Source organism: Aeromonas sp. MR7, from assembly GCF_963899385.1.
Lineage (GTDB): Bacteria > Pseudomonadota > Gammaproteobacteria > Enterobacterales > Aeromonadaceae > Aeromonas > Aeromonas bestiarum.
In genome coordinates this window covers 1-12,372 of record NZ_CAWQXH010000007.1, presented here as the reverse complement: position 1 = coordinate 12,372, position 12,372 = coordinate 1, and the positions used below count along the sequence as shown (strand labels likewise).

At 56.3% G+C, this 12,372-nt stretch carries 14 protein-coding genes and 5 tRNA genes; all 19 read left to right on the top strand.

Translation table 11 applies throughout. The features are described from left to right. Positions 1–120 precede the first annotated feature (120 nt). The 19 genes from ruvA to AACW87_RS03615 all read left to right on the top strand — a co-directional run bounded on the left by ruvA (position 121) and on the right by AACW87_RS03615 (position 12,336). Positions 121–735 carry a Holliday junction branch migration protein RuvA gene (gene ruvA / locus AACW87_RS03705; RefSeq protein WP_043142349.1) on the top strand — a complete coding sequence of 205 codons (615 nt, stop codon included), beginning with the start codon at positions 121–123 and terminating at the stop codon, positions 733–735. An 8-nt stretch (positions 736–743) separates the two neighbouring features. Then, positions 744–1,754 (top strand): Holliday junction branch migration DNA helicase RuvB, encoded by a 1,011-nt coding sequence (gene ruvB, locus AACW87_RS03700; protein WP_042865606.1) that lies wholly within the window; start codon positions 744–746, stop codon positions 1,752–1,754. A gap of 439 nt (positions 1,755–2,193) precedes the next feature. Continuing rightward, positions 2,194–2,340 (top strand): hypothetical protein, encoded by a 147-nt coding sequence (locus tag AACW87_RS03695; RefSeq protein WP_241326596.1) that lies wholly within the window; start codon positions 2,194–2,196, stop codon positions 2,338–2,340. Positions 2,341–2,689: 349 nt separating this feature from the next. Then, on the top strand, positions 2,690–4,246 hold the full coding sequence (gene cydA, locus AACW87_RS03690; RefSeq protein ID WP_042865605.1) for a cytochrome ubiquinol oxidase subunit I: 1,557 nt from the start codon (positions 2,690–2,692) through the stop codon (positions 4,244–4,246). A gap of 12 nt (positions 4,247–4,258) precedes the next feature. Next, a complete protein-coding gene (cydB, locus tag AACW87_RS03685; protein WP_098982327.1) occupies positions 4,259–5,395 on the top strand; it encodes a cytochrome d ubiquinol oxidase subunit II in 1,137 nt (378 codons plus the stop codon). A gap of 14 nt (positions 5,396–5,409) precedes the next feature. Next, complete coding sequence (gene cydX / locus AACW87_RS03680) at positions 5,410–5,526, top strand: cytochrome bd-I oxidase subunit CydX (protein ID WP_043142346.1); 117 nt, start codon at positions 5,410–5,412, stop codon at positions 5,524–5,526. Next, on the top strand, positions 5,513–5,824 hold the full coding sequence (locus AACW87_RS03675; RefSeq protein WP_043554536.1) for a cyd operon YbgE family protein: 312 nt from the start codon (positions 5,513–5,515) through the stop codon (positions 5,822–5,824). The genes cydX and AACW87_RS03675 overlap by 14 nt, the downstream gene beginning before the upstream one ends. A gap of 105 nt (positions 5,825–5,929) precedes the next feature. Then, complete coding sequence (gene ybgC / locus AACW87_RS03670) at positions 5,930–6,337, top strand: tol-pal system-associated acyl-CoA thioesterase (RefSeq protein ID WP_043554537.1); 408 nt, start codon at positions 5,930–5,932, stop codon at positions 6,335–6,337. Next, positions 6,327–7,016, top strand: coding sequence for a protein TolQ (gene tolQ / locus AACW87_RS03665; protein ID WP_043554539.1), 690 nt, complete (start codon positions 6,327–6,329; stop codon positions 7,014–7,016). Before ybgC ends, tolQ begins: the two co-directional genes overlap by 11 nt. Beyond that, positions 7,016–7,462 carry a protein TolR gene (tolR, locus tag AACW87_RS03660; RefSeq protein ID WP_042036135.1) on the top strand — a complete coding sequence of 149 codons (447 nt, stop codon included), beginning with the start codon at positions 7,016–7,018 and terminating at the stop codon, positions 7,460–7,462. The genes tolQ and tolR overlap by 1 nt, the downstream gene beginning before the upstream one ends. Before the next feature lie 5 nt (positions 7,463–7,467). Beyond that, a complete protein-coding gene (gene tolA, locus AACW87_RS03655) occupies positions 7,468–8,634 on the top strand; it encodes a cell envelope integrity protein TolA (RefSeq protein WP_241326595.1) in 1,167 nt (388 codons plus the stop codon). Positions 8,635–8,716: 82 nt separating this feature from the next. Next, positions 8,717–10,042 (top strand): Tol-Pal system beta propeller repeat protein TolB, encoded by a 1,326-nt coding sequence (gene tolB / locus AACW87_RS03650; protein WP_042865600.1) that lies wholly within the window; start codon positions 8,717–8,719, stop codon positions 10,040–10,042. Between the two features lie 49 nt (positions 10,043–10,091). Next, complete coding sequence (gene pal / locus AACW87_RS03645; RefSeq protein ID WP_098982329.1) at positions 10,092–10,616, top strand: peptidoglycan-associated lipoprotein Pal; 525 nt, start codon at positions 10,092–10,094, stop codon at positions 10,614–10,616. Positions 10,617–10,850: 234 nt separating this feature from the next. Continuing rightward, a complete protein-coding gene (gene ybgF, locus AACW87_RS03640) occupies positions 10,851–11,651 on the top strand; it encodes a tol-pal system protein YbgF (protein WP_043142335.1) in 801 nt (266 codons plus the stop codon). 174 nt (positions 11,652–11,825) lie between these two features. After that, a tRNA-Lys gene (locus tag AACW87_RS03635) sits at positions 11,826–11,901 on the top strand. A 30-nt stretch (positions 11,902–11,931) separates the two neighbouring features. After that, positions 11,932–12,007 (top strand) — tRNA-Val (locus tag AACW87_RS03630). A gap of 59 nt (positions 12,008–12,066) precedes the next feature. Continuing rightward, positions 12,067–12,142, top strand: a tRNA-Lys gene (locus AACW87_RS03625). 21 nt (positions 12,143–12,163) lie between these two features. Beyond that, positions 12,164–12,239: transfer RNA gene (locus tag AACW87_RS03620), tRNA-Val, on the top strand. Between the two features lie 21 nt (positions 12,240–12,260). Continuing rightward, a tRNA-Lys gene (locus AACW87_RS03615) sits at positions 12,261–12,336 on the top strand. Positions 12,337–12,372 lie beyond the last annotated feature (36 nt).

Below are 12,372 nucleotides of genomic sequence, written 5' to 3'. Positions count from 1 at the left end.
AAAGCGCCAGAATGCCGAGAATCCTCTGCCTTACTCCGCCGCCCTATGCTGGATACTTATCCAGTTATTCTTTATGCTATGACCCAATTTACAGATAGATGGTTTGGCGAGGAGAGAGCCGTGATTGGTCGCTTGAGAGGCGTAGTCATTGAGAAACAACCCCCCGAGGTGCTGCTGGAAGTCGGGGGCGTGGGCTATGAGGTACAGATGCCCATGAGCTGCTTCTATGATCTGCCCGAGATCGGCAAGGAAGCGACCATTCACATCCACTTCGTGGTGCGTGAGGATGCCCAGCTGTTGTATGGATTCAACCACAAGCAGGAGCGGGCGCTGTTTCGCGAGCTGATCAAGACCAACGGCGTCGGCCCCAAGCTGGCGCTGGCCATCCTCTCCGGCATGACGGCCACCCAGTTCGTGCTGAGTGTCGAGCGCGAGGAGATAAGCTCCCTGGTCAAATTGCCTGGCGTGGGCAAGAAGACAGCCGAGCGGCTGGTGGTGGAGATGAAGGACAGGCTCAAGGGCTGGGTCAGCCACGATCTCTTCTCGCCGGCCGAGATCAGCCTGCCGGCCAAGGAGAGCCGGCTGCGAGCGCCCGATGCGAGCGAAGAGGCGGCCAGCGCGCTGGTGGCTCTGGGCTACAAGCCGCAGCAGGCCAGCCAGATCGTCAGCAAGATAGCCATCGATGGGATGTCGGTGGAAGATATCATCCGTGAATCCCTGCGTAGTCTGGTGTGAGGTAGGCAATGATTGAAGCGGACCGTCTCATCTCCGCCACCGGCGTGCGTGAGGATGAGATCATCGATCGGGCCATACGGCCAAAGATGCTGGCCGATTACACAGGCCAGGATCCCGTCTGCGAGCAGATGGAGATCTTCATCGAGGCGGCACGCCAGCGTGGCGAGGCACTCGATCACCTGCTGATCTTCGGCCCGCCGGGTCTGGGCAAGACCACGCTCGCGAACATAGTGGCCAACGAGATGGGGGTCAACATCAAGACCACCTCGGGCCCTGTGCTGGAAAAGGCCGGCGATCTGGCGGCGCTGCTCACCAACCTCGAGCCCAATGATGTGCTGTTTATCGACGAGATCCACCGGCTGAGCCCTGTGGTGGAGGAGGTGCTCTATCCGGCGATGGAGGATTACCAGCTCGACATCATGATAGGGGAGGGCCCCGCAGCCCGCTCCATCAAGCTCGATTTGCCTCCCTTTACCCTGATAGGCGCCACTACCCGGGCCGGCTCCCTGACCAGCCCGCTGCGGGACCGTTTCGGCATAGTGCAGCGGCTGGAGTTCTACAACGTCAAGGATCTGACCGACATCGTCTCGCGCAGCGCCCGTTGCCTGGGGCTGGAGATGACCAGTGACGGCGCCCTGGAATTGGCCCGTCGTTCCCGCGGTACCCCGCGGATTGCCAACCGTCTGTTGCGTCGCGTGCGCGACTTTGCCCAGGTCAAGTCTGATGGCCGGATAGACGGACCCATAGCGGCCCGAGCTATGGACATGCTGGACGTGGACAATGAAGGTTTCGACTTCATGGACCGCAAGCTATTGTTGGCTGTGATAGACAAGTTTCTGGGGGGCCCTGTGGGTCTCGATAACCTGGCGGCAGCCATAGGTGAAGAGAAAGACACTATCGAGGATGTGCTGGAGCCCTATCTGATCCAGCAGGGCTATCTGCAACGTACACCCAGAGGGCGGATGGCGACACCGAGAGCGTATGCGCATTTTGGCTTGCAACGGCCAGATGAAAGGTGAAAACAGCTGTTTGAACAAAAAACCGCCATCAAGGGCGGTTTTTTGTTATCCGGGCAAAAAAAAGCCCACGGCGGATGCGGTGGGCAAAGACAATTCAGGATGGATGTTCACAGACAGTGAGTGCGTCTGGACACAGACCGGAAAAAAACAGAGGAGCCGTCGCGAGGCCTCAGAGTCGGTTCATTTGATAGAGCTGAACGAACGAAAGCTTGTAGTAACGGATGGTTTTAGCAACAAACTTTTTCATCTTAAATTCCAATAGACAGGTTCGAAATGTTCATCGAATACGTACCGGGAACCCAGATTGACCGGCCTGTATCCAAGGGTATGCCCTCACTGCGAGGCGCATTGTAGGAGCTCTGTCGGACTCGGACAAACAAGAAAAATTACCTATATCAGATTAGATTAACTAATCATTTGCCTGGGTTGTAGAATTAGCATGAACATGCGTTTTTACTGGTTTTTAATTGGAGTTACCGGCGGGCAGCCAGGGGCGGGAAAACATTATGAAAATCTGCTTGAACATTGTTTTTTAACAGAAGCGTCACTTATTGGTGATGATATTAAATTTGATTTAAATCAATGATTTGCGATTTAGTGTTTTTTGTGACGCAGCTCTCCAAATTAAATGGAACGCGACGTGAAAATGCCTTTGAAAGGCATGTATTGATGATGGTTTTACATTGATTTCAATCAAATAAAGGTGATATAAAACATCGGTCATTATGGGCGGGAATAAAGCAAGTCTGATTGTTTTGTAATTGTTAAACATTAGCTTTTTTTGTTCCTGTGTATTGCCTTGTTGTTAATGCTGGTAGCAGTCGAATCCGGTCGCCAGTGCAAACTGGAGCGTGACCGATAATTCGGGGACTTCCAACGGAAGCTTTGTCCTTAAAACTTAAAATAGCCGTGCCAATAATCGGTGAGGAAACATCATGATTGCTGAGCATGTGGTAGACCTATCGCGGTTCCAATTCGCTGCGACGGCCCTTTATCACTTCCTGTTTGTACCCCTGACGCTCGGAATGGCCTTCATTCTGGCGATCATGGAATCTGTCTATGTGATGACCAACAACCCTGTCTACCGGGACATGACCAAGTTCTGGGGCAAGTTGTTTGGTATCAACTTCGCCCTCGGGGTTACCACAGGGCTGACCATGGAGTTTCAGTTCGGTACCAACTGGGCCTATTACTCCCACTATGTAGGCGATATCTTCGGGGCCCCGCTGGCCATCGAAGGCTTGATGGCCTTCTTCCTGGAATCCACCTTCGTCGGCATGTTCTTCTTTGGTTGGGATCGCCTGACCAAGCGTCAACATCTGGCTTCGACCTGGTTGATGGCGCTGGGGACCAACCTTTCCGCCCTCTGGATCCTGGTCGCCAACGGCTGGATGCAGAACCCGGTCGGTGCCGAGTTCAACTTCGAGTCCATGCGGATGGAGATGGTGAGCTTCGCCGAACTGGTGTTCAACCCGGTTGCTCAGGTCAAGTTCGTCCACACGGTCGCGGCCGGCTATACCACGGGCGCCATGTTCGTGCTTGGCATCTCCTCCTATTACCTGCTGAAGAATCGTGATGTGGCCTTCGCCCGTCGCTCCTTCGCCATCGCAGCGGCCTTCGGTATGGCCTCCATCCTCTCCGTGCTGATCCTCGGTGACGAGTCCGGCTACGAGACGGGTGAAGTGCAGAAGGTGAAACTGGCGGCCATCGAAGCCGAGTGGAACACAGAACCGGCTCCGGCATCCTTTACCCTGTTCGGTATCCCGAACCAGGAAGAGATGCGCACCGATTACGCCATCAAGATCCCGTACGCGCTCGGCATCATCGCCACCCGTTCCCTGGATGGCCAGGTGACCGGCCTCAAGGATCTGAAGAGCGAGCATGAGCTGCGCGTGCGCAACGGCATGACCGCCTATGACCTGCTGACCAAGCTGCAATCCGGCGACAAGTCCGACGATACCCGTGCCCGCTTCGATGAAGTGAAGCAGGATCTGGGCTACGGTCTGCTGCTCAAGCGTTACACCAACAACGTGACCGACGCGACCGACGAACAGATCAAGGCCGCCGTGGATGACTCCATCCCGCAGGTTGCACCGCTGTTCTTCGCCTTCCGCATCATGGTTGCCTGCGGCATGCTGATGCTGCTGCTGATCGGCCTGGCCTTCTATGACAGCACTCGCCACAAGATCGGTGAGCGCAAGTGGCTGCTCAAGGCGCTGCTGTGGGGTATCCCGCTGCCCTGGATCGCCATCGAGTGTGGCTGGTTCGTCGCGGAATATGGCCGTCAGCCCTGGACCATAGCCGAAGTGCTGCCGACCTCGGTCTCTGCATCCAACGTGCCTGCGTCCGAGATCTGGTTCTCCCTGATCGGGATCTGCCTGTTCTACACGGTGCTGCTCATCATAGAGATGTACCTGATGTTCAAGTATGCGCGTCTGGGCCCAAGCAGCCTGAAGACGGGCAAGTACCACTTCGAACAGAGCAAGGCATAAGGAGAGTAACCCATGTTTGATTACGAAATGTTGCGTCTGGTCTGGTGGGTGCTGGTCGGTGTCTTGCTGATCGGTTTCGCCATCACCGACGGTTTCGATATGGGGGTAGGCGCACTGCTCCCCTTCGTCGGCAAGAAGGATGTGGAGCGTCGGGTGATGCTCAACACCATGGGCCCGCACTGGGAAGGCAACCAAGTATGGCTGGTCACGGCGGGCGGAGCCCTGTTCGCGGCCTGGCCCATAGTGTATGCGGCGGCCTTCTCCGGCTTCTACATCGCCATGATCCTGACCCTGATGGCGCTCTTCTTCCGTCCGGTCGGCTTCAAGTACCGTTCCCTGCGTGAAGACGCCAAGTGGCGTACCAACTGGGATTGGGCCCTGTTCATCGGCAGTGCCGTTCCCCCCGTCATCTTCGGGGTCGCCTTTGGCAACCTGCTGCAGGGTGTACCGTTCAGCTTCAACCAGTTCCTGATGCTGACCTATCACGGCAACTTCTTCGGCCTGCTCAATCCGTTCGGTCTGCTGGCCGGTCTGGTGAGCCTGTTCATGATTGTGACCCAGGGCGCTACCTGGCTGATGATGAAGACCGAGGGTGAGGTGCTGGCTCGTTCCCGTACCGCCGCCATGATCTTCTCCCTGCTGACGCTGGTCACCTTCGCGCTGGCCGGTGTCTGGGTCAGTGGCATGGACGGTTATGTGGTGGTCAGCGGTGCCGCGACCGATGCCGTGACCAACCCCCTGCACAAGGAAGTCGTGGTGCAGGCCGGTGCCTGGATGCAGAACTACAGCCTCTATAGCTGGATGATGATCGCTCCCGCGCTGGGTCTGGCCATGTGCGTGCTGACGGCTGCCGCGGCCAAGATTGGCAAGGGCTGGCTGGCATTCCTCTGCTCCTCCCTGGCCATTGCGGGCATCATCTTGACGGCGGGCTTCTCCATGTTCCCCTTCATCATGCCGTCCAGCCTGGAGCCATCGCAGAGTCTGACCATGTGGGATGCCACCGCCTCCTTCAACACCCTCAAGGTGATGACAGTGGTCGCGGCCATCTTTGTCCCGACTGTGCTGGGTTACACCATCTGGACCTACATCAAGATGTTTGGCCGGGTGAGCAACAAGCACATCGAAGACAACCAACAATCGCTCTACTAAGAAGGTGCCCTGATATGTGGTATTTCACCTGGATCCTGGGTCTGCTGCTGGCTTGTGCGTTTGGCATCATCAATGCGCTCTGGCTGGAACACACCGAGAACATGGATCGCAAGATCGATGAAAACAAGTGATCGACTCGCCCGGTTGGCGGCTCCTCTGGAGCGCCAACCTTGGCAGGGGTTGATACTGGTAGCGGCGGCCCTGTTGGCCGTCGCTATTTTGCAGGCCCCCAACCTGGTGGCCGCCAACACCAGTGAGCATGGCCTCTGGCTCGCTCCCTGGCTGATGTGGGCGGTCTGTTGCGGCGTGATGCACGGACTGGGATTCCATCCCCGCAGCCTCATCGGTCGCGTACTGTTTTGCCCCTGGCTCGCCTGGCCCAGTTTGTTATATGGGCTCTGGTTGACTCAAGGCTATTTCCTTTCATAAAAAACGGGGGGAGGCAGGATTTCCCTGCCTCCCCCTGCTTCTTTCCTATTCAGCCCTGCGCTATGATAGCCCCCCATCTGACTGTCGAATGGATCACAGATTGTTATGGGGGAAGTCTCTGAGTTTCCGGTGCGTGTCTACTACGAAGACACGGACGCCGGGGGCATCGTCTACAACGCCAATTATCTCAAGTTTATGGAACGTGCTCGCACCGAGTTTCTGCGCGCTGGTGGCATCGAACAGGATGTCCTGCTGCGTGACGGACACGCGTTTGTGGTGAGTCGAACAGAGATCGATTTCCGCTCGGCGGCCCGTTTTAATGAGCTTTTGACTGTGTTAACGCAAGTGACTGAAGTGAAACGCGCCTCCATGCGCTTCTCACAACGGATACTGGCGGCTGATGGACGACTGATCACCCAGGCCATGGTACAGATAGCCTGTGTCAGTCATCCGCATATGAAACCTGTTGCAATACCTGAAAATGTGAAGGGAGTGCTGTTAAGTGCACGCTGAAATTTCGTTTATTGGCCTGTTTTGGCAAGCCAGCCTGTTGGTAAAACTGGTCATGATGACCCTGATGGGTATGTCGGTCGTCTCCTGGGCGCTGATCATACAGCGCTCCAAGGTCATCAAGGCGGCCAATATCGCATCGGAGCAGTTTGAGGACAGATTCTGGTCCGGGGTCGATCTGAACCGTCTCTATCAGGAGTCCTCTTCCCGCCGCGATGACATCGAAGGCATGGAAGACATCTTCTATTCCGGCTTCAAGGAGTATGCCCGCCTGCTCAAGGCCGGCGCTCGTGGCCAGGATGCGGTGATGGACGGTACCTATCGTGCCATGCGGGTATCGCTTTCCCGCGCGGTGGACGAGCTGGAATCCAACCTGCCAGTGCTGGCGACCGTCGGCTCCATCAGCCCCTATATCGGTCTGTTTGGTACCGTATGGGGCATCATGAACGCCTTTATCGCCCTGGGTCAGGTGCAGCAGGCCACCCTGCAGATGGTGGCACCGGGTATCGCGGAGGCGCTGATCGCCACCGCCATGGGCCTGTTCGCGGCCATTCCCGCGGTTATTTTCTACAACCGGTTTACCAACAAGGTAGAGAAGCTGGAGAACGCCTACGCCAACTTCATGGACGAGTTTACCACCATACTGAACCGTCAGATTGCACAGCAGCAGGGTGATCAGTAATGCAAACCTATCAGCGGATCCGGCGCAAGAAGGTGTGCGAGATCAACGTGGTTCCCTATATCGACGTCATGCTGGTGCTGCTTATCATCTTCATGGCGGTGACGCCCGTGATCACGCAAGGGGTCAAGGTTGACCTGCCGCAGGCGGAATCCGAGCAGTTGCCGGAAGATGCCAAACCCCCCTTCATCGTCAGCGTCAACACCGAAGGCGAGTACGTCATCAAGGCCGGTGAGGCCGATGATGAGCCGGTGCCGAGCGGCACGCCCGAGGCGATGCAGCAATACATCACCGAGAAAGCCATGGGCTATCTGGCCATCAACCAGAATGCCCCCGTGGTGGTGGCCGGTGACAAGTCCGTGCGCTACGAAGAGGTGATCCTGCTGATGGTGGCCCTCAAGAATGCGGGCGTGCCTCAGGTTGGCCTGATGACAGATCCGGTGAACTGACGGAGATGGACGTGAAGCGTGGTATTTCCGGTTATCTCATCGCGTCGCTGCTGCTGCACCTGATCATCGGCATCATTTTGCTGGTCGGGGTCGACTTCAGCAAACCCAAGCGGCCCGAGTCGAAGGGGCAGATCGTCAATGCCGTCATGCTCGACGAGAACTTCCTCAACGAGCAGGCCAAGCAGATCCAGCAGCAGAAATCTCAGCCCAAGCCTCAGAAGGTAGAGAAAGAGAAGGACAAGGAAGACACGGATGTCGCCAAGCGTGAGCTGGCCCAGCAGCAGGAGCGGCTGCGCATCGCCGAAACCAAGCGCAAGGAAGCCGAAGAGGCGACCCGCAAGGCAGAGGCCGAGAAGCAGAAGAAGGTAGCCGAGCAGAAGCAGGCGGAAGAGAAGGCCCAGAAAGCCGAGCAAGCCCGCAAGCTGGAAGAGCAGAAAACCAAGCAGGCGGAATCTGAGCGCAAAGCGGCAGAGGCCGAGAGCAAGGCGCTGGCGCTGAAGAAGAAAAAGGAACAGGAAGAGAAGAAAGAGGCCGAACAGAAGCAGGCCAAGGCGGAGGCGGCCAAGAAAGCGGAAGCCGACAAGAAGGCCAAGCAGGAGGCTGAGAAGAAAGCCAAGGCCGAGGCGGACAAGAAAGCCAAGGCAGAGGCCGAGAAACAGGCCAAGGCTGAAGCGGACAAGAAAGCCAAGGAGGCCAAGGAAGAGGCTGCCAAGAAGGCAAAAGCTGACGCAGAGAAGAAGGCCAAAGCCGAGGCTGACAAGAAAGCCAAGATAGCGGCGGAGCGCAAGCGCAAGGCGGCCGAGGAGGCCAAGCTGCAAAAAGAGATGGAAGACATGATGCAGCAGCAGCTGTCGGCTGAGGCCAATGCCCGCAGCCAGGCCGCATCGGCGCAGGCGCAGGGCGAGGTCGATAAATATGCCGCCTTGATCAAGGCCACGGTCGAGCGCTACATGATTTTGGATCCCACCATGCGGGGCAAAACATGTACTATCGGCGTACGTCTTGCCAGCACAGGCTTTGTCATATCGGTAGATAACGGCCAGGGTGACCCGGCGGTATGCCGTTCCGGCAAAGCGGCGGTATTGAAGGCCAATCAACTGCCAGTGCCGAAGGATCCTGCGGCATTCGAGATGTTGAAGGAGTTCAACCTCAAGTTAGAACCTAGCATCTAAGCATGATAAAACGGGGTCAGGCAGCGTCTTGCTGAGAAAGGAATTTAACCTCTCATTTTTATTGGAACCGAGTATTTAAGCCATGATCAGAAAAGTATTTTTTGCTTTGGTTGGCTGTTTGTTGCTGGGCCAGAGCGCCCAGGCGGCCTTGGACATCGTCATCACCGGCGGTATTGATAGCGCACGTCCCATCGCCGTCGCCCCCTTCAAGTGGGAAGGGAACGGGCAACTGCCGCAGGACATCGCGGAAGTGGTCTCCAACGATCTGATGCGCAGTGGCAAGTTCAAACCGCTGGCCCGTGGCCAGATGCCACAGACCCCGAGCTCCAGTGGCGAGATCAACTTCGCGCCCTGGGCGTCCCAAGGGGTTGAGGCCGTGGTGGTGGGTTCCATTTCGGCTGTTGGCGACGGCACTTACAAGATCAACTTCGAGCTGGTCGACGTGCTGAAGGGCCAACTGGCCAAGACCCAGGGCGGCGAGAGCAATGGTTACATCCTGGATAGCCGCATGGCGACCATTCCGGGTGCCCAGATGCGCCAGTTTGCCCACCGCATCTCCGACATCGTCTATGAGCGTCTGACTGGCGAGCGTGGTGCCTTCCTGACCCGTCTGGCCTATGTCTCAGTGCAACAGGGGACCCAGTTCCCGTACCAGCTGCGGATCGCCGACTACGACGGTTACAACGAGAAGACCCTGCTGCGCTCCCGCGAGCCGCTGATGTCTCCGGCCTGGTCGCCGGATGGCAGCAAGCTGGCCTACGTGAGCTTCGAGAACCAGAAGTCCGAAATCTATGTGCAGGACATCTACACCCAGCAGCGCAGTCTGATCTCCAGTTTCCGCGGTATCAACGGGGCGCCTGAGTGGTCTCCGGATGGTCGTCGCTTGGCTATCGTGCTCTCCAAAGATGGTTCACCGAACCTCTATGTGATTGATGTTGCAAGCAAGCAGCTGACCAGGGTCACCACCAGCCGTGTGATCGACACCGAACCCTCCTGGATGCCGGACGGGCAAAGTTTGTTGTTCACCTCTGAACGTGGTGGCAAACCCCAGATTTATAGCGTAAATTTGGCGACTGGTATGACTCACCGGATGACGTGGGAAGGTGAATCCAACCAGGGTGCATCCATTACTCCTGATGGCAAAATCATGGTGATGGTGACCCGTGTCCAGGGACAATACCGTATTGCCCGTCAGGACATGGAAAACAATGCCCTGTTGGTCCTTACCCAGAGTGCTCTGGATGAGTCGCCAAGTGTGGCTCCCAATGGCAGCATGATCATTTATGCCACCATCTATCAAGGTCGCAAGAGTCTGGCGTTGGTATCGACCGATGGTCGCTTCAAGGCTGTGCTTCCGACCAGTAGCGGTGAAATTCGTGCACCAGCTTGGTCGCCCTTCTTGAATTGATAAAAATTCGATTGTTTTTTGTTTTGTTATAAAGGTTTAAGGAAATAGCATGCAACTCAATAAACTGCTCAAGGGTTTGGCCATCGCACTGCCACTGTTCACCCTGGCCGCTTGTAGCTCCTCTTCTGATTCCGATGCCGCAGGCGCCGAGTCAGGCATGACCGACGGCATGGGCGGTGTACAAACCGGTGGCTCAAATGGCATGTTGACCCCGGAAGAGCAGATGCGTCAGAAGTTCGAAGCACTGCAACGCGACAACGTGATCTACTTCCCGTTTGATGGTTATGACATTCAGGGTCAGTACGCTGATCTGCTGGATGCACACGCCAGCTACCTGCGTGAGCGTCCGTCCGTCAAGGTGTTGATCGAAGGCCACGCCGATGAGCGCGGTACTCCGGAATACAACATCGCGCTGGGCGAGCGTCGTGCCAAGGCTGTAGCCAAGTATCTGCAAACCCTGGGTGTGCAGGCCGAGCAGCTTTCCATCGTCAGCTATGGCGAAGAGAAGCCGCTGGATATGTCTCATACCGAGGATGCCTTTGCCAAAAACCGCCGTGCGGTTCTGGTTTACTAAGGTTTGATCCGAATGAAGTTCGTGTATATGCAAACGGCCATTTCGATGGCCGTTTTATTTACACTGAAGCTACCGGTTTAATCTGAATGAAATGTGTGTATAAACAAGCGATTATTGCGATGGCCGTTTTATATACACAGAGGCTACCGATTTGATCCGAATGAAATTTGTGTATAAGCAAGCGACTATTGCGATGGCCGTTTTATTTGCACTAAACGCTAAGGTTTGATCCGAATGAAATCTGTGTACAAGCAAGCAACTCTTGTGATGTCAGTGTTAGTTGCACTGAGCGCTCAGGCGGCTGCGCCCGTGAGCGACCTCAGTGGCGGTGGTGGCGTGGCCCTCAGCGGCAACAATGGCGCCATCATGCCCACAGGCAGCCTGGAAGACAGGGTCGCCTTGCTGGAGCGTACCCTGAATGCCCGTCTGCGCCTGCAGGCCGAGTTGCAGCAACAGGTGGATTCCCTGCAAGGGGAGGTCTCCGAACTGCGCGGCCAGCTGGAACAGCAAACCTACCAGATGGAGCAGTCGCAAGAGCGTCAGCGCCAGCTCTACCAGGAGCTCGACAAGGTGGCCAACAGCCAGCCTGCCGCAGCCCCCGCCACACCGGCGGCCGGTGCGAGCGCAGCCCCGGCTGCTGCGGCCAACTACTCCGCCAATCTGGATGAGAATCAGGCCTATGATGCGGCCGTGAACATGGTGCTCAAGGACAAGAACTACGACAAGGCCATTCCCGCCTTCGAAGGGTTCATCAAGCAGTACCCAAGCTCGGGCTATGTGCCGAATGCCCACTACTGGCTCGGCCAGCTGCTGTTCAACAAGGGTGACAGAACCGGTGCCGCGGCCCAGTTCTCTACCGTGGCGAACAAGTTCAGCAAGTCTCCCAAGCGGGCCGATGCCTTGCTGAAACTGGGCATGCTGGCACAGCTCGATGGCAAGAAAGCGGAAGCCAAGACCTTCTATGAACAGGTGATCAAGGGCTATCCCAACACCTCGCCGGCCCAGTTGGCCAAGCAGAGTCTGAGCAAGTTGTAGCATTGCCGTATGTCACTGTTTTCGTAACAGTCTTGTAAATACGGCCCCGCTTTGTATGCGCAGTGAACAATCAGATTGAATTTAAGAATTTTCTATTGCGCCGGGATGATAAATCCGTAATATAGGCCGCCGTCAGAGCCGGTGCAGTATTGCATACGGTCCTGGTCGTGGTGAGGGTCGTTAGCTCAGTCGGTAGAGCAGTTGACTTTTAATCAATTGGTCGCTGGTTCGAATCCAGCACGACCCACCATTTCTCCACCAGGTGGAGACAGAATTCCCAGGTCGTTTAGCTCAGCTGGGAGAGCACCTCCCTTACAAGGAGGGGGTCACTGGTTCGATCCCAGTAACGACCACCAGTTTTGTGAGTAGAGTTGAAACTGTTTGCCGAAGGCGAACAGTGCCAGGCAGAAGGTGGGGGTCGTTAGCTCAGTTGGTAGAGCAGTTGACTCTTAATCAATTGGTCGCTGGTTCGAACCCAGCACGACCCACCAATCTGGCAACAAGATTTCCCAGGTCGTTTAGCTCAGCTGGGAGAGCACCTCCCTTACAAGGAGGGGGTCACTGGTTCGATCCCAGTAACGACCACCAGTTTGTAAAAATGATTTAGATGGGTCGTTAGCTCAGTCGGTAGAGCAGTTGACTTTTAATCAATTGGTCGCTGGTTCGAATCCAGCACGACCCACCATCATTTCAAGAATCCCAGGTCGTTTAGCTCAGCTGG

Coding starts and splice junctions, on each gene's coding strand:
- tolR (WP_042036135.1), top strand. CDS start 7,016: ATGCAAACCTATCAGCGGATCCGGCGCAAGAAGGTGTGCGAGATCAAC.
- ruvB (WP_042865606.1), top strand. CDS start 744: ATGATTGAAGCGGACCGTCTCATCTCCGCCACCGGCGTGCGTGAGGAT.
- ybgC (WP_043554537.1), top strand. CDS start 5,930: ATGGGGGAAGTCTCTGAGTTTCCGGTGCGTGTCTACTACGAAGACACG.
- tolB (WP_042865600.1), top strand. CDS start 8,717: ATGATCAGAAAAGTATTTTTTGCTTTGGTTGGCTGTTTGTTGCTGGGC.
- cydA (WP_042865605.1), top strand. CDS start 2,690: ATGATTGCTGAGCATGTGGTAGACCTATCGCGGTTCCAATTCGCTGCG.
- cydX (WP_043142346.1), top strand. CDS start 5,410: ATGTGGTATTTCACCTGGATCCTGGGTCTGCTGCTGGCTTGTGCGTTT.
- tolA (WP_241326595.1), top strand. CDS start 7,468: ATGGACGTGAAGCGTGGTATTTCCGGTTATCTCATCGCGTCGCTGCTG.
- pal (WP_098982329.1), top strand. CDS start 10,092: ATGCAACTCAATAAACTGCTCAAGGGTTTGGCCATCGCACTGCCACTG.
- AACW87_RS03695 (WP_241326596.1), top strand. CDS start 2,194: ATGAACATGCGTTTTTACTGGTTTTTAATTGGAGTTACCGGCGGGCAG.
- cydB (WP_098982327.1), top strand. CDS start 4,259: ATGTTTGATTACGAAATGTTGCGTCTGGTCTGGTGGGTGCTGGTCGGT.
- ybgF (WP_043142335.1), top strand. CDS start 10,851: ATGAAATCTGTGTACAAGCAAGCAACTCTTGTGATGTCAGTGTTAGTT.
- AACW87_RS03675 (WP_043554536.1), top strand. CDS start 5,513: ATGAAAACAAGTGATCGACTCGCCCGGTTGGCGGCTCCTCTGGAGCGC.